11 protein-coding genes, 2 tRNA genes and 4 rRNA genes are annotated in these 17,369 nt (G+C 43.0%); 14 read left to right on the plus strand and 3 right to left on the minus strand.

Going from position 1 to position 17,369, the window contains the following annotated elements; all coding sequences use genetic code 11:
* The first annotated feature begins 8 nt into the window (after positions 1-8).
* The 6 genes from rrf (ACO1PF_RS06435) (at position 9) to ACO1PF_RS06460 (ending at position 5,633) form a co-directional block, all read left to right on the plus strand.
* Positions 9-124, plus strand: a 5S ribosomal RNA gene (gene rrf / locus ACO1PF_RS06435).
* Between the two features lie 36 nt (positions 125-160).
* Positions 161-233: transfer RNA gene (locus ACO1PF_RS06440), tRNA-Asn, on the plus strand.
* Between the two features lie 385 nt (positions 234-618).
* Positions 619-2,167, plus strand: a 16S ribosomal RNA gene (locus ACO1PF_RS06445).
* A 217-nt stretch (positions 2,168-2,384) separates the two neighbouring features.
* Positions 2,385-5,297, plus strand: a 23S ribosomal RNA gene (locus ACO1PF_RS06450).
* Between the two features lie 114 nt (positions 5,298-5,411).
* Positions 5,412-5,527, plus strand: a 5S ribosomal RNA gene (gene rrf / locus ACO1PF_RS06455).
* The 16S, 23S and 5S rRNA genes sit together here with 2 tRNA genes alongside, the layout of an rRNA operon.
* Before the next feature lie 33 nt (positions 5,528-5,560).
* Positions 5,561-5,633 (plus strand) — tRNA-Asn (locus ACO1PF_RS06460).
* A gap of 87 nt (positions 5,634-5,720) precedes the next feature.
* Here ACO1PF_RS06460 and ACO1PF_RS06465 read toward each other — a convergent pair.
* From ACO1PF_RS06465 to ACO1PF_RS06475, 3 genes are all read right to left on the minus strand, one after another.
* Positions 5,721-6,020, minus strand: coding sequence for a HesB/YadR/YfhF family protein (locus tag ACO1PF_RS06465; protein WP_423188266.1), 300 nt, complete (start codon positions 6,018-6,020; stop codon positions 5,721-5,723).
* A 71-nt stretch (positions 6,021-6,091) separates the two neighbouring features.
* Entirely contained in the window at positions 6,092-7,207 is a 1,116-nt protein-coding gene (locus ACO1PF_RS06470; protein WP_423188267.1) for an NADH-dependent flavin oxidoreductase, read from the minus strand.
* Positions 7,208-7,446: 239 nt separating this feature from the next.
* A complete protein-coding gene (locus ACO1PF_RS06475) occupies positions 7,447-8,187 on the minus strand; it encodes an SDR family NAD(P)-dependent oxidoreductase (protein WP_423188268.1) in 741 nt (246 codons plus the stop codon).
* A 336-nt stretch (positions 8,188-8,523) separates the two neighbouring features.
* Between ACO1PF_RS06475 and ACO1PF_RS06480 the strand changes: the two genes are divergently transcribed.
* The 8 genes from ACO1PF_RS06480 (at position 8,524) to ACO1PF_RS06515 (ending at position 17,367) form a co-directional block, all read left to right on the plus strand.
* Positions 8,524-9,630, plus strand: coding sequence for an ABC transporter ATP-binding protein (locus ACO1PF_RS06480; protein ID WP_423188269.1), 1,107 nt, complete (start codon positions 8,524-8,526; stop codon positions 9,628-9,630).
* A 189-nt stretch (positions 9,631-9,819) separates the two neighbouring features.
* The gene (dut, locus tag ACO1PF_RS06485; RefSeq protein ID WP_423188270.1) at positions 9,820-10,317 is read left to right on the plus strand and encodes a dUTP diphosphatase; all 498 of its coding nucleotides are present in this window, start codon (positions 9,820-9,822) and stop codon (positions 10,315-10,317) included.
* A gap of 204 nt (positions 10,318-10,521) precedes the next feature.
* Positions 10,522-11,895, plus strand: coding sequence for a DNA repair protein RadA (gene radA / locus ACO1PF_RS06490; protein WP_423188271.1), 1,374 nt, complete (start codon positions 10,522-10,524; stop codon positions 11,893-11,895).
* A 94-nt stretch (positions 11,896-11,989) separates the two neighbouring features.
* On the plus strand, positions 11,990-13,105 hold the full coding sequence (locus ACO1PF_RS06495) for a PIN/TRAM domain-containing protein (RefSeq protein WP_423188272.1): 1,116 nt from the start codon (positions 11,990-11,992) through the stop codon (positions 13,103-13,105).
* Positions 13,098-13,799: a 2-C-methyl-D-erythritol 4-phosphate cytidylyltransferase gene (gene ispD, locus ACO1PF_RS06500; RefSeq protein ID WP_423188273.1), complete on the plus strand. Its 702-nt coding sequence runs from the start codon at positions 13,098-13,100 to the stop codon at positions 13,797-13,799. The genes ACO1PF_RS06495 and ispD overlap by 8 nt, the downstream gene beginning before the upstream one ends.
* Positions 13,800-13,925: 126 nt before the next feature.
* Entirely contained in the window at positions 13,926-15,404 is a 1,479-nt protein-coding gene (gene gltX / locus ACO1PF_RS06505; RefSeq protein ID WP_423188274.1) for a glutamate--tRNA ligase, read from the plus strand.
* Between the two features lie 153 nt (positions 15,405-15,557).
* Positions 15,558-16,967 (plus strand): cysteine--tRNA ligase, encoded by a 1,410-nt coding sequence (cysS, locus tag ACO1PF_RS06510; RefSeq protein WP_423188275.1) that lies wholly within the window; start codon positions 15,558-15,560, stop codon positions 16,965-16,967.
* Between the two features lies 1 nt (position 16,968).
* Complete coding sequence (locus ACO1PF_RS06515; protein ID WP_423188276.1) at positions 16,969-17,367, plus strand: Mini-ribonuclease 3; 399 nt, start codon at positions 16,969-16,971, stop codon at positions 17,365-17,367.
* Positions 17,368-17,369: the final 2 nt, after the last annotated feature.

Raw genomic sequence — 17,369 nt, forward strand, 5'->3', positions numbered from 1 at the left:
AGTCACTGTGCGGTGGCGATGGCGGGAAGGATCCACCTGTTCCCATTCCGAACACAGCCGTTAAGCTTCCCAGCGCCGAGGATAGTGAAGGGTTTCCCTTTGTGAAAGCAGGACGTTGCCGTGCAGCTCTTTTTTTTTATCTAAAAATAGATCAGATTATTCCGCAATAGCTCAGCTGGTAGAGCGCATGACTGTTAATCATGATGTCGCAGGTTCGAGCCCTGCTTGTGGAGTTTTTTTGTGCTCAAATTTAGCGAGGGCAAAAAAAATGAATAAAAATAAAATAAAATAAAGGTTGACGCAAAGGCGAAAACCTGGTATATTTATTCCTGTTGCTGATTTAAAGCAACAAATGCTTTTCTTTTTCTTGTCAGGTCTCGGTCAAACGAGCGACAAAAGAACTTTTAAAAAGTTCTTGACAATCGAATTGAAAGCCTGTAATATTGTACTAGTTGACACATCACGTTGTCAGCGATTGAACGAAATAGATCTTTGAAAACTGAACAAAGTAAACAATCAAATGTGCAGGTGTCTTGTGTCCAATTTATTGGGCCAAGGCAACACAAACGAGTTAACATGTTTAACTCGGAATTATGTAACACGAGCTATTTCAAACTTAAAATTGAGAGTTTGATCCTGGCTCAGGACGAACGCTGGCGGCATGCCTAATACATGCAAGTCGAACGATGAAGCACTCTGCTTGCAGAGTGCGGAAGAGTGGCGAACGGGTGAGTAACACGTGGGAACCTGCCCATAAGAGGGGATAACATCCGGAAACGGGTGCTAATACCGCATAGGTGATTTTAGCGCATGCTTTAATCATTAAAGATGGCTTCGGCTATCGCTTATGGATGGCCCCGCGGCGTATTAGCTAGTTGGTAAGGTAATGGCTTACCAAGGCATTGATACGTAGCCGACCTGAGAGGGTGATCGGCCACACTGGGACTGAGACACGGCCCAGACTCCTACGGGAGGCAGCAGTAGGGAATCTTCCACAATGGGCGAAAGCCTGATGGAGCAATGCCGCGTGAGTGATGAAGGTTTTCGGATCGTAAAGCTCTGTTGTTAGAGAAGAACAAGAGGTGTAGTAACTGGCACCTCCTTGACGGTATCTAACCAGAAAGTCACGGCTAACTACGTGCCAGCAGCCGCGGTAATACGTAGGTGACAAGCGTTGTCCGGATTTATTGGGCGTAAAGCGAGCGCAGGCGGTCTATTAAGTCTGATGTGAAAGCCCACGGCTCAACCGTGGAGGGTCATTGGAAACTGGTAGACTTGAATGCAGAAGAGGAAAGTGGAATTCCATGTGTAGCGGTGAAATGCGTAGATATATGGAGGAACACCAGTGGCGAAGGCGACTTTCTGGTCTGTAATTGACGCTGAGGCTCGAAAGCGTGGGGAGCAAACAGGATTAGATACCCTGGTAGTCCACGCCGTAAACGATGAGTGCTAAGTGTTGGAGGGTTTCCGCCCTTCAGTGCTGGAGCTAACGCATTAAGCACTCCGCCTGGGGAGTACGGCCGCAAGGCTGAAACTCAAAGGAATTGACGGGGACCCGCACAAGCGGTGGAGCATGTGGTTTAATTCGAAGCAACGCGAAGAACCTTACCAGATCTTGACATCCTCTGACAACCCAAGAAATTGGGCTTTCCTTCGGGGACAGAGTGACAGGTGGTGCATGGTTGTCGTCAGCTCGTGTCGTGAGATGTTGGGTTAAGTCCCGTAACGAGCGCAACCCTTATTGTTAGTTGCCAGCATTCAGTTGGGCACTCTAGCGAGACTGCCGGTGATAAACCGGAGGAAGGCGGGGATGACGTCAAATCATCATGCCCCTTATGATCTGGGCTACACACGTGCTACAATGGATGGTACAACGAGTCGCAAAACCGCAAGGTCTAGCCAATCTCTTAAAGCCATTCTCAGTTCGGATTGCAGGCTGCAACTCGCCTGCATGAAGCTGGAATCGCTAGTAATCGCGAATCAGAACGTCGCGGTGAATACGTTCCCGGGTCTTGTACACACCGCCCGTCACACCACGAGAGTTTGTAACACCCGAAGTCGGTAGGGTAACCCTTAGGGGAGCCAGCCGCCGAAGGTGGGATGGATGATTGGGGTGAAGTCGTAACAAGGTAGCCGTATCGGAAGGTGCGGCTGGATCACCTCCTTTCTAAGGATATTGCCATTAGGGCAAACGGAGCCTACACATTTGATGATTACTTTGTTTAGTTTTGAGGGATAGGTTTCCTTCAATCTTTGTTCTTTGAAAACTAGATAGTTGATTATATAACAAACACAAAAGTTAAGACACAACACCGAAACAAAATAAAACTGAGACCGTCTTGTTTAGACAAGACACTCAGCGCTATAAATACCCTTAACCGTCAGGTTAAGTGAATAAGGGCGCACGGTGAATGCCTTGGCACTAGGAGCCGATGAAGGACGGACTAACGCCGATATGCTTCGGGGAGCTGTAAGTAAGCTTTGATCCGGAGATTTCCGAATGGGGGAACCCATCACTTTTCATCAAGTGATATATCTGTAGTGAATACATAGCTATGGATAAGGTAACGCAGGGAACTGAAACATCTAAGTACCTGCAGGAAGAGAAAGCAAATGCGATTCCCTGAGTAGCGGCGAGCGAAACGGAAGAGGCCAAACCAAAAGGCTTGCCTTTTGGGGTTGTAGGACTGGCGACATGGACGAGAGCGAATAGCAGAAATGACTGGAAAGTCATGCGAGACAGGGTGAAAGCCCCGTATGCGACATTCAAACTTGCCTAGCCGGTATCCTGAGTACGGCGGAACACGAGAAATTCCGTCGGAATCCGGGAGGACCATCTCCCAAGCCTAAATACTACCTAGTGACCGATAGTGAACCAGTACCGTGAGGGAAAGGTGAAAAGAACCCCGGAAGGGGAGTGAAACAGCACCTGAAACCGTGTGCTTACAAGTAGTCAGAGCCCGTTAATGGGTGATGGCGTACCTTTTGTAGAATGGACCGGCGAGTGACGATGACATGCAAGGTTAAGCCGAAGAGGTGGAGCCGCAGCGAAAGCGAGTCTGAATAGGGCGTTGAGTATGCCGTCGTCGACCCGAAACCAAGTGACCTACCCATGTCCAGGGTGAAGGTGCAGTGAAATGCACTGGAGGCCCGAACCCGTGTACGTTGAAAAGTGCTGGGATGAGGTGTGGGTAGCGGAGAAATTCCAATCGAACTTGGAGATAGCTGGTTCTCTCCGAAATAGCTTTAGGGCTAGCCTCGGATAATATGCATCGTGGAGGTAGAGCGACTGTTTGGACTAGGGGCCCTTATCGGGTTACCGAATCCTGATAAACTCCGAATGCCACAGATGTAGATCCGGGAGTCACACTGCGAGTGATAAGATCCGTAGTGGAAAGGGAAACAGCCCAGACCGTCGGCTAAGGCCCCAAATTCTTGTTAAGTGGAAAAGGATGTGGGGCTGCTTAGACAACTAGGATGTTGGCTCAGAAGCAGCCATCATTTAAAGAGTGCGTAATAGCTCACTAGTCGAGTGGCCCTGCGCCGAAAATGTATCGGGGCTAAACAAGGTGCCGAAGCCACGGATAGAACCAATGGTTCTATGGTAGGAGAGCGTTCTAAGGGCGTTGAAGCAAGATCGTGAGGACTTGTGGAGCGCTTAGAAGTGAGAATGCCGGTATGAGTAGCGAAAGACGGGTGAGAATCCCGTCCACCGAATGACTAAGGTTTCCTGGGGAAGGCTCGTCCTCCCAGGGTTAGTCGGGACCTAAGCTGAGGCCGAAAGGCGTAAGCGATGGACAACAGGTAGAGATTCCTGTACCAGTCTGCTTTGTTTGAACAATGGAGGGACGCAGAAGGCTAAGATGAGCACGCTGATGGAATAGCGTGTCCAAGCAATAAGTCTGAGAAAGAGTCAAATGCTTTTTCTCGCACGGACAAGTTGTGATGGGGAGGGAATTAGAGTACCGAAGCATCTGATGTCACACTGCCAAGAAAAGCTTCTAGTTAGAAGTAGGCTGCCCGTACCGCAAACCGACACAGGTAGTCGAGGAGAGAATCCTAAGGTGATCGAGAGAACTCTCGTTAAGGAACTCGGCAAAATGACCCCGTAACTTCGGGAGAAGGGGTGCTGACCAATTGGTCAGCCGCAGTGAATAGGCCCAAGCGACTGTTTACCAAAAACACAGGTCTCTGCTAATTCGAAAGAAGATGTATAGGGGCTGACACCTGCCCGGTGCTGGAAGGTTAAGAGGAAGGGTTAGCTTCGGCGAAGCTCTGAATTGAAGCCCCAGTAAACGGCGGCCGTAACTATAACGGTCCTAAGGTAGCGAAATTCCTTGTCGGGTAAGTTCCGACCCGCACGAAAGGTGTAACGATTTGGGCACTGTCTCAACGAGAGACTCGGTGAAATTATAGTACCTGTGAAAATGCAGGTTACCCGCGACAGGACGGAAAGACCCCATGGAGCTTTACTGTAGTTTGATATTGAGTGTCTGTACAGCTTGTACAGGATAGGTAGGAGCCTATGAAGCCAGGACGCCAGTCTTGGTGGAGGCGTTGGTGGGATACTACCCTCGCTGTATGGCCACTCTAACCCACGACCGTTAACCGGTCGGGAGACAGTGTCAGATGGACAGTTTGACTGGGGCGGTCGCCTCCTAAAATGTAACGGAGGCGCCCAAAGGTTCCCTCAGAATGGTTGGAAATCATTCGTAGAGTGTAAAGGCAAAAGGGAGCTTGACTGCGAGACCTACAAGTCGAGCAGGGACGAAAGTCGGGCTTAGTGATCCGGTGGTACCGTATGGAAGGGCCATCGCTCAACGGATAAAAGCTACCCTGGGGATAACAGGCTTATCTCCCCCCAAGAGTTCACATCGACGGGGAGGTTTGGCACCTCGATGTCGGCTCATCGCATCCTGGGGCTGTAGTCGGTCCCAAGGGTTGGGCTGTTCGCCCATTAAAGCGGTACGCGAGCTGGGTTCAGAACGTCGTGAGACAGTTCGGTCCCTATCCGTCGCGGGCGTTGGAGATTTGAGAAGAGCTATCCTTAGTACGAGAGGACCGGGATGGACATACCGCTGGTGTACCAGTTGTCAAGCCATTGGCATCGCTGGGTAGCTATGTGTGGAAAGGATAAACGCTGAAAGCATCTAAGCGTGAAGCCCCCTTCAAGATGAGATCTCCCATTCCTTTAAGGAAGTAAGACCCCCTGAAAGATTATCAGGTAGATAGGCTGGAAGTGGAAGCGTAGTGATATGTGGAGCGGACCAGTACTAATCGGTCGAGGACTTAACCACCAAAGGTGGGATAAGGGTATGATGTGGAGTTGTGTTGACTCCTTTGTGTGTGTGTAAAATCAACTGTCTAGTTTTGAGAGAACAAGGTTCTCATCTAAATAAGAAGAGTCACTGTGCGGTGGCGATGGCGGGAAGGATCCACCTGTTCCCATTCCGAACACAGCCGTTAAGCTTCCCAGCGCCGAGGATAGTGAAGGGTTTCCCTTTGTGAAAGCAGGACGTTGCCGTGCAGCTCTTTTTTATCTAAAAATAGATCAGATTATTCCGCAATAGCTCAGCTGGTAGAGCGCATGACTGTTAATCATGATGTCGCAGGTTCGAGCCCTGCTTGTGGAGTTTTTTTGTGCTCAAATTTAGACGATCCACAAGTAGCAAGTAGATAAAAATAGAGCGATTGAGTTTTCCAACTCAATCGCTCTATTTTTATTCATTACTATTAAAGTGATAAATGGGCTCGTCTTTTTTTTCATCGTAATCAACAACTAAATCATATCTGCTGAAAAACCAATCATCCTCTGCACCAGCATAATAAGTGACACCATTAAGCACTGTTTTTCCTAAAAGATCAGCATCAGGATGTTCCACACTTATACCTACTGAGAACCCTTCGTGTACTTCAGTTTTTCCGTAAGTTTTACCAAAAAAACGAAGAGAATCGCCAGATTCTAGTGCTAATTCATCTTCAAACCATTTAACAGCTCTGTCTGTAAGTAATATTTCCATTATGATAAATTCCTTTCTTCTATCTATAGTTAGAATACCATGAAATACCCTCATGGCATAAGTATTGAGGTTTATTCGCGAATAGGTATCCAATTAGGGATGGATACTAAAGTGTTCCAAAGAGGATCTGGAATGTAGTAGGTTGAACGCTGTGATTTGATTAAGGAAGTTTGAATAGTTTCCTCTGAATTATTTTCAATTTTTTGGACCCATTTCGGATCGATTATGAGCTGCTTTCCTAGAGCAATCAATTGAGAATAATCTAATGCTTTTTCCGCATCAGCAGGCGTTTTAATTGAACCAACACTAATAAGCGGTACCCTATCATTAATATGTTTCCCTATAGTATGGGGGATTTGATGTTTGTATTTACGAAATCCCACCAATGAAGGCTGGTAATAATAGTTAACCGAAAGGTGCAAATAATCAATTTGTTGATTGATCAAAGCATCAACTAGATACAAGGTGTCCTCTAATCTGATACCGGGTGTCTCCATTTCTTCAGGAGAGAAGCGATACCCCAATAGAAAAGTGTTTTGTGCATGTTCTTTGATTATAGATTGACAATGCCTGACGACTTCAAGTGGAAAGGTCAACCTTTTTTCAATAGACCCGCCCCATTTGTCTGTTCGCTGGTTGGAGTGTGGTGAAAAAAATTGTTGAATAAGATAGGTGTTAGCGCCATGAAGTTCGACGCCGTCAAAACCTGCTTCAATAGCACGTCTAACTGCTGCACCAAATTGGTGGATAAGAATATTTATTCCGCCATCCGTCAATTCCTTGGGTGTATCTGCCCACTTTCTTTCTGCACGAATAGGTGAAGGTGAAATAGGTTGTCTTCCTCCATTATATTGTCGTTGACTCATTCTACCTCCGTGGTAGATTTGAAGAATAGCTTTGGCACCTTGTAATTTTATTACTTTAGCTAGTTTGCTCAGTCCGTCTGTATGACCATCTCTAGCGATACTCATTCCATTAGGGAACGCTTGTCCCTCAGACGAGATATAGGCACAGGCTGTAATGACAGCACCTGGTCCGCTCGATCGCACAAGATAATAAATGAGTTCTTCTTCGGTTACTTCACCCTCGGCTGTACTTGAGCTAGTTGTCATTGGAGCCATAATTACTCTGTTTCTTAAAGTTATTCCCTCTTTGATAGTGTAAGGGGTTAAAAATGTATAAGTCATGTAATCCCTCTCTGACTGATGTTTAAGATCATGTGAATAGTTAAGATGTAACAGTAAACGTTTTTACTGTATAAAAGTAAGCCATATTCTTCATTCTATAGTGAATAGCAAGGGATGTCAACGAAGTTAGACAGTGACGATTTACAAAAAAAGAGTAGTCAAAATATATCGAGGAAAAATTTCTTCTTTTCCCAATATATATTTCGACTACTCTGTAAATTTTTAATTATAGGTATGAATTATTGAGAAGTATAGCCACCATCAACCGGGATAGTGATGCCTGTCAAGAATTCATTTTCAGCAATGAAGACAACGGTATGAGCGATTTCTTCGGGTTGTCCCAGTCTGCCGATCGGGTGTTTATCTACTAAGTTGTCGTAGTATTCACCTAAAGCTTCTCTATTTACCATTCCAGTTTCTACATATCCAGGAGCGACTGCTGCGCAGCGGATATTGTCTTTCGCGTACTGCAAGGCAAGTGATTTAGTCATCAAGACCACGGCACCTTTTGATGCATTATAAGCAAACGCAGTAGGTTCACCGACTATCCCTAATATAGAGGCGCAGTTTACGACAACACCCCCACCGTTTTTACGCATTTCTCTAACCGCATACTTGCTACCGAAGAAAACACCGTCTTGATTGATCTTGATAACTTTGGAATAGTCTTCATAAGTTAAATCGTGTGTTTCTCCCTGTGCACCAATACCAGCATTGTTGAAAATAACATCGATGGAACCAAACTTTTCGACCGTTTGTTTGATCAGTGACTCGACTTCATCTTCTTTGGAGACATCTGCTTTAATGAAAACAACTTCGCCTTTGTCTTTCAACCGATCGACTTGCTTTTCGCCAGATTCAACATCGTAGTCACTTAAGACAACTTTGCACCCTTTAGCCAAGAAAGCTTCAACAGTTGCTAAACCAATTCCTGAAGCTCCACCAGTAATGACAGCGACTTTACCTTTTAGTTCATTCATCTTATGCACTCCTTTACGTATTTTAGTTCACAATTTCATTATACAATAAAAATATATCTTTACAAAAGAAAACCCTTTCATTGCTTTTGTAAAAGTATGTATACAAAAATAAATGAGATGGATATGTTTGTGATAGGGTACTGAAACCTGTAACAAAGTAACCCGGGGTAATGATATTTTCTCTCTTCGGCAAACTGCACAAAACGATTCCAACTTTTTTGTGCACGTTTACATAGGAATGGAAAAGCGTTTTCAATATAATAGGAATTGTCAACTAATCAATGTTTGATTCAAACTCGAATCATAAAAATTAAAATTAGAAGGGTGTTTTTACTAATGGTAGAAATTGCACTGAAAAATATTTATAAAAGTTATGACAATTCGGATGAATTTGCTGTATCCGATTTTGATATGCGTGTCAAAGATCGTGAATTTATCGTTTTCGTTGGACCATCAGGTTGTGGTAAATCAACAACACTACGTATGATTGCAGGTCTTGAAGAAATTACTGACGGTGAATTATGGATCGGCGACACAATGATGAACGATGTAGCGCCTAAAGATCGTGATATCGCAATGGTTTTCCAAAACTATGCACTGTATCCACATATGACTGTATATGACAACATGGCTTTCGGATTGAAATTACGTAAGTACAAAAAAGATGAAATCAAAAAACGTGTTGAAAATGCTGCCGACATCTTAGGCTTAACTCCTTTACTTGATCGTAAACCAGCTGCATTATCTGGTGGACAACGTCAACGTGTGGCTTTAGGTCGTGCGATCGTTCGTGATGCTAAAGTATTCTTGATGGATGAGCCACTTTCTAACTTAGATGCTAAACTACGTGTTGCCATGCGTGCGGAGATTGCTAAATTGCACCGACGTTTAAACACAACATCTATCTACGTTACCCATGACCAAACAGAAGCGATGACAATGGCTGACCGTATCGTCATTTTGAAAGACGGATTTATCCAACAAATTGGTACACCAAAAGAAGTTTACGACACCCCAGTTAATATATTTGTTGGTGGATTTATCGGTTCACCTGCTATGAACTTTTTCGATGTGACCCTTCAAGGTAACCGTATTTCAAACAATGATGGTTTAGACATTGAAGTACCAGAAGGTAAAATGAAGTTATTACGTGATAAAGGATTTAAAGATGGAGTGAAATTAGTCTTTGGTATCCGTCCTGAAGATATCAAGAGTGAGCAAATCGCTTTAGATACTTCTCCAAACTCAGTAGTAAGATCAAAAGTTACCGTTTCTGAACTCTTAGGTGCTGAAACCATGCTTTATTCAGAATTAGGAAGCATTGAATTTATCGCCCGTGTTGATGCTCGTGACTATTATAAACCGGATACAGAAATTGATCTAGCCTTTGATATGGGTAAATCACATTTCTTCGATCCAGAAAGTACTAACGTTATCCGTTAATTTGAGATAATTTTTAGTTTAAATACAATAGCCCCCTTTTTTCCTCTTTGAGTATACATTGTATACTCAGAGAGGTTTTTTATTTTATCCATTTATGTCCGGTCTGTTTTAGTGTAAAATAGAAGTATTGCACAGCAGTTCGAAAGGGGAGTTGAATTTACACTATTTCTATTTAGTGTAGGTAATATTATGAAAAAAATCAGAGGTTTTGAAATCGTATCGAAGTATGAAAATGAAGAACTATCGTTACCCAAGAGAGCAACGGAAGGTTCGGCGGGTTATGACTTAACGGCTGCGGTGGATATCGTTGTGCCATCAGTATTTAAAGCTCTAAAAAAGAACGATCATAGTGAGACGAATCCGATGAGTTCTATACTGGTTCCCACAGGTGTTAAAGCTTACATGCCTGGCAATGAATACTTGCTTTTAGCTAATCGTTCAAGTAATCCGATGAAACGACAACTGGCAGTCCCAAATGGTATCGGGGTGGTTGATGCCGATTATTATGGTAACGAAGGTAACGAAGGGGAAATATTTGTTCAATTTATTAATTACGGCTTAGAGGATATTGAAATTTCCAAAGGGGAAAGAATTGCTCAAGGTATTTTTTCCAAATACGAAGTCGTTGATGATGAAGAACAATCATTCGATAAACGTACGGGTGGATTCGGATCATCAGGAAGATAAGACAGAAAAAGCCTTACTGATCTTATGGAAAATCGATAGAACAAGCAACTGAATAACTACACCGCTCAATTGCTGATAAACTTTCTGCTTCAGCATGTTTAGTTAAAAAGTCTACTCTATACTCAAACGATAGGGATTAGCTGAGTTGTTAGACGACACTAAGTAAATATAATGCATTTATAGAAAATAAAAGGAGTCATGAATTTGGCTAAAAAGAAAGCAACTGTATTTGTTTGTCAAAACTGTGGGTATGAATTACCCAAGTATTTGGGTAAATGCCCGAGTTGTAATGCCTGGAATCAGATGGTCGAAGAAAAACTGCCGGACAAAACCGATAGTCGAAGTCGGGTGACCATGTCAGGCAAAAAATCTAAAGCAGTACCGATAACTAGCATCACCATAGAAAATGAAGAACGCGTTAAAACTCAAATGGTGGAGTTTAATCGTGTTTTAGGCGGCGGAGTCGTTCCTGGTTCGCTTGTATTGATTGGTGGCGATCCTGGTATAGGGAAATCGACACTGCTTCTACAAGTGTCTGCTCAACTCAACCAGCAAGGAGGGAAAGTCCTCTATGTTTCCGGTGAAGAAAGCACGTCTCAAATCAAGATGAGAGCTGAGCGCTTAGAGCTAAGAGGGTCTGATTTTTATATCTACACTGAAACGGAAGTTAGCGCCATCGCAGAAACGATTGAAACATTAAAACCAGATTATGTCATTATTGACTCGATTCAAACGATGCATCATGTGAATATTGATAGTGCTTCTGGAAGTGTCTCTCAGGTTAGAGAGTCAACGTCTACGTTCATGCAGATAGCGAAGATGAACGGTATAGCCATTTTCATTGTGGGTCATGTAACCAAAGAAGGTTCCATTGCCGGTCCGAAAATGCTTGAGCATATGGTTGATACGGTGCTTTACTTTGAAGGTGAGCAGCACCATACCTTTAGAATTCTAAGAGCCGTCAAAAACCGATTTGGTTCAACCAATGAAATCGGTATCTTTGAAATGCGAAACGGGGGACTAGAAGAGGTCTTGAACCCCTCTCAGCTCTTTTTGGAAGAACGATTAGCGGGAGCGACTGGCTCTGCTGTCGTGGCAGCTATGGAGGGTACACGACCGATCCTGGTCGAAATACAGTCACTTATTGCACCTACTGTTTTTGGAAATGCGAAACGTACCGCAAGTGGGTTGGATCACTCGAGAGTTTCACTTATTTTGGCTGTATTAGAAAAACGGACAGGTTTACTTTTGCAGAATCAAGACGCCTATCTAAAAGCGGCAGGTGGTGTACGCCTGGATGAACCAGCCATCGATCTAGCCATTGCCATTAGCATAGCTTCCAGTTACAAGGAAAAAGAAACGAGACCAACGGATTGTTTTATCGGCGAAATTGGCTTGACTGGTGAAATACGAAGCATTTCTAAAATCGAACAGCGGGTCAAAGAAGCGGCAAAACTTGGGTTTAAACGGGTGTTCATCCCTAAAAACAATATAGATAATGGTTGGGATATGCCTAAAAATATAGAAATCATCGGATGTACCACCTTATCAGAAGCGATAAAACGTGCGTTTTCTTAAACGGAAAAATACGATTTATTCGTAATTATGGCTCAGGTTGGTATACTGATAGAGTGAAATGTTATGAAAAACATAATTGAAAAGGAGGAAGTAAATGGTAGCGAAATTAATACTGTTCACGTTCACCTTAGTTGGAGGAAGTATAGGTTACAACGTCTTCCCAGATTTGATTTCAAACTGGAATGATGCGCCTAGCTGGCTTGTTCATCCAATTGTGGGAATGGTCTTAGGAGCAGGCGTTTTTTACATGGTGTCCTTTTATGCGGTTAAACCCATTGAAAAAGGTATTGCTAAAATCGAAAAAATATTCAGTGAACTAAGCATGGCTTATCTCATATTTGGAAGCATCGGTGCAATTGTTGGACTTATTCTTGCTTTATTAATTAGTTTTCCTTTGAATGCTTTGAATATGATTATTGTAAGTGATGTGATTCCTTTCGTATTAACGATTGCGTTAGCTTATATCTTTTTCCAGCTTGGCTCTTCTAGGAGAGAAGAAATCAGACGCTTGTTTCAACCAAAAATAGTTAAGCAGGAAAATAGTGACGTTTTGGATAGAAAAGAAGGGGAATCTTTCCGGAAATACAAAGTGCTGGATACGAGTACAATTATTGATGGTCGAATCTTGGACGTTGTAAGAACAGGATTCTTAGAAGGCGTGTTAGTTATCTCTCATTACGTGCTCAAAGAATTACAATATATTGCTGATTCTTCGGACAGTTTGAAACGCGTCAGAGGGCGTCGAGGATTAGATATTTTGAATGCCTTACAAAAAGAAAAAGGGATCACTTTAGAAATGGACGACAGCGATATCCCGGAAGCTGAAGAAGTGGATCTAAAACTTGTTCATCTGGCTAAAAAATTAGATGGCATGATCATCACGAATGATTTTAATCTTAATAAGGTTGCCGAGTTTCAAAATGTTTCGGTTTTAAATATCAATGAACTGGCCAATGCAGTAAAACCGGTAGTTATCCCAGGTGAAGAAATGCGAGTCATGATCGTCAAGAACGGAACAGAACGCAATCAAGGTGTCGCTTATTTGGATGATGGGACTATGATAGTAGTCGAAGAAGGTAAATTTCATATGAATGAAATGCTGGATGTCGTGGTTACAAGTTCACTTCAAACCAATGCTGGACGCATGATTTTTGCTAAAATGACATCAGATCAGAAGTCGCTTGATAATAAGAAAGATTCAGATGGATGATCAGTATGAAGCGATACTCTTAGCTGCTGGTTCAGCCAAACGATTCGAGCATCCAGCGCAGCTGAATAAGTTACTGATGCCTTTAAACCAGCGCCCCGTATTTGATTATTCTCTTAAACTATTACTCGATGATGAAAAATGTTTAAAGATATGGTTCGTCATAAATACTGAAAATGAAGCGACGATAAAAGAGACTGTAAAAGAGTTGTATAAAGAAGTGCCTGGCAAAATAAACTGGGTCCTTGGAGGCAGAGAGAGACAAGATAGTGTTTCTCGGGCCTTGAGTAAGATGTCCAGCAGTAAGAACAAGAAAGTGCTGGTCCATGATGCTGCGCGACCCTTTGTAACAAGCGAACTACTAGATAAATTGATCGATAAGGGTAAAGGCTCAGTGGCCGCTACCTTAGCTATCCCGGCTAAAGATTCAATCAAGTTAGTCAAAGATTCACACGTCTACCAGTCCCTTTATCGACCGGAAGTATGGCATATCCAGACACCTCAGCTTTTTGATTGTCAGGTTTTAACTGAAGCCATAAAAACAGCAGAAAAAGACGGATTTTATGGTAATGAAGAAGCAGAACTAGTCGAACGCTTGGGGTATCCTGTCGAAATCGTTGAAGGATCCGATTACAATTTCAAATTGACCACAGCGTTTGATTACCGTGTGGCGAAAATGCTTAAAGAAAACAAGTGAAAATAAAACATAATGAGCTGATTGTTTAAGGGTTTTTGTGGAAGAATGGACCAAATAATGGTATGTTATCAGTACTATGACTTTTAATAAAATAACACTAATCTATAATATAGGGAGCGTTTTATTATGACAGAAAAAATTCGTGTACGTTACGCACCAAGTCCAACAGGGCATTTGCATATTGGAAATGCACGTACGGCATTATTCAATTATTTGTTTGCCCGTCATCATGGCGGAGATTTCATTATTCGTATTGAAGATACCGATCAAAAAAGAGAAATAGAAGCTGGCGAGCAGAGCCAGCTGGAAAATTTGAAATGGTTAGGAATTGATTGGGATGAAAGTCCAACGGAGGGCGGACCTTATGGCCCTTACCGTCAATCAGAACGTAAAGATATTTATGACCCACTGATCGACCAACTGATGGCAAGTAACCGTGCGTATAAGTGTTACTGTACAAGCGAGGAGCTGGAAGCTGAACGTGAAGCGCAGCGTGCGCGTGGCGAAATGCCCCATTACAACGGGAAATGTGCGCATTTATCTGCTGCTGAACAGAAAGCAAAAGAAGAAGAGGGCATTACACCTGTCATTCGTTTCCGTATTCCCAAGGGAAGCACCTTCACTTTTGATGATATGGTCAAAGGGGATATTGCTTTTGAATCGGACTCTATTGGTGGCGATTGGATCATTCGCAAACGTGATGGTATGCCAACCTACAACTTTGCTGTAACCATCGATGATCATTACATGAAAATCTCTCATGTCCTTAGAGGTGACGATCATATCGCTAACACACCAAAACAGATAATGGTATACGAGGCCTTTGAATGGAAAGCACCACGCTTTGGGCACATGACATTGATCATTAATGCTGAAACGGGTAAAAAGTTAAGCAAACGTGATGAATCGATCTTACAATTTATCGAACAATACCGTGAACTGGGTTACATGCCGGAAGCGCTTTTCAACTTCATTACCTTACTTGGATGGTCTCCTGTAGGTGAAGATGAATTATTCTCTAAAGAAGAGTTCGTGGAAATGTTTGATCATAAACGTCTAGGAACATCTCCGGCAGCGTTTGATGGGAACAAATTGGAATGGATCAGTAATCAGTACATGAAGAACATGGACATAGATGAATTAACACTGAAAGCCATTCCGCATTTAGTTGAAGCCGGTTATGTCGAAGCCGATCCTTCAGAAGAAGAAAGCGAATGGGTCAAGAAATTAATTGGTCTTTATCAGGAACAAATGAGCTATGCTGCTGAAATCACGAAGCTTGCCGTTTTGTTCTTTGAAGATTCACTGGACTGGTCAGATGAGTCTAAAGACGTTCTTAAAGGCGAAACTGTACCGACTGTTTTAGAAGCATTTATCGAACAACTTAAAACGGTTGAACCTTTTGAAGCAGACGCTATCAAAAAAGCGATCAAAGCTGTTCAAAAAGAAACAGGTATCAAAGGCAAAAACCTATTCATGCCTATTCGTGTGGCTGTTACAGGTCAGCAACATGGCCCGCAGTTACATGACACCATTGAATTGCTAGGCAGAGATAAAGCAATTGCCAACATCAACAAAGCACAAGAGTTAATCAAATCCTTTTAAAGCATAAACTGTTAAGAAAGGCTATGAAGCCATGCGACCAGGATTTTCTTTCAACCGGTTGCATGGCTTTTCTTTTTGGCGGATAAGAGCAAGAACAAAGAGGATGATATATACTTTTTTTAAAGCAATAATAAAAGAAGGGAGTCTCTCAAGATGATACACGTTTACAATACACTGACACGAAAAAAAGAGCCGTTTAGACCGCTTGAAGAAGGAAAAATAAAAATGTACGTGTGTGGACCCACGGTGTATAACTATATTCATATCGGAAATGCGAGAAGCACCGTGGCCTTTGATACGATACGCCGTTATTTCACATACAGAGGCTACGAAGTCGCATATGTTTCAAACTTTACTGACGTTGACGACAAAATCATTCGGGCGGCGAAAGAATTGGGACAAACGGCACCAGAAGTGGCAGACAAGTTTATCGAAGCGTTTTATGCTGATACAGAAGCTTTGGAAGTTGAAAAACCAACGCATGCTCCGCGTGTGATGGAGAATATTCCGGATATCATAGCATTTGTCGAAGTACTGATCGGAAATGGGTATGCGTATGAATCAGATGGAGATGTCTATTACCGTACGCGTCGGTTCAAGAAGTACGGCGAACTCAGTCGCATGTCTATAGATGATTTAGAACTTGGAGCGAGCAATAGATTAGGTGATGAAACAGATAAAAAAGAAGACCCGATCGACTTTGCTTTATGGAAAGCAGCCAAAGAAGGCGAAATCAGCTGGGACTCTCCTTGGGGTAAAGGCAGACCCGGCTGGCATATCGAGTGTTCGGTTATGGCGACAAAATACCTGGGTGACACGATAGATATTCATGCGGGGGGTCAAGACTTGGCTTTTCCACATCATGAAAATGAAATTGCCCAGTCAGAAGCAAAAACGCATCAAACGTTCGCAAACTATTGGATGCATAATGGCTTTGTAACGATGAATGACGAAAAAATGAGCAAGTCCATTGGGAATGTGGTGCTGGTCAAAGATCTGCGTGAGAAACATGATCCAAAAGCGTTGCGTTTCTTTATGGCGACGGCGCATTATCGTCGTCCAATCAACTATTCCATTGAAGTCATTGAAGAAGCCAAGACTAACTTGAACCGTATAGAGACCGCATATTTTAATGCCTCTCATCGGTTGGAACAGGCGGAAGAAACAAGAGATACAGACACCGCTGATTTGAATCAACTCGAAGCCTATAAGATGGATTTCATCGAACATATGGATGACGATTTCCAGGCACAAAATGGGATCACGGTGGTTTATGATCTCGTTCGTTTCATCAACCGATATATGGATGCAGCCGCTGTCTCAAAAGAGGTTCTTAAACGTGCCTTAGCGCTTATCGAAGAATTCATGTATGTCTTTGGCATAACTATAGAGATGTCTGAAGAACTGCTTGACGTTGATGTTGAAAAACTGATCGAGGAAAGAGAAACCGCTCGTAAAGAACGCAACTTCCAGCGAGCAGACGAAATCCGAGATCTTCTGAAGGAACAAAATATTTTACTGGAAGACACCCCTCAAGGCATACGCTGGAAACGAGGAGAGTAGGATGAGCAAATCTGTTGATCCTAAACTCCTAAATGGTTTAGCGCTGGCATATATGGGTGATGCCGTGTATGAACAAGCAGTAAGAGAACACCTTATCTATACGGGTAAAACAAAACCCAACCGGCTGCATGTTTCAGCCACTTCTTATGTTTCAGCAAATGCTCAAGCTTATCTCACGGGAAAAATGCTGGAACAGGACCTGCTGTCTGAAGAAGAAACAACTTATTATAAACGGGGTCGCAATGCAAAGAGTTATTCAAAGGCGAAAAATGCAGACTCCAGGACCTATAGTCAATCGACTGGGTTCGAGGCGCTGATCGGCTTTTTGTATTTAACAGAGCAGACCGAAAGACTGCGTGAGCTGATGACGTGGTGCATCAAAGAAATCGAAAAGATTTAAGG

This window comes from Alkalibacterium sp. f15, from assembly GCF_049389645.1.
Taxonomy (GTDB): domain Bacteria; phylum Bacillota; class Bacilli; order Lactobacillales; family Carnobacteriaceae_A; genus Alkalibacterium.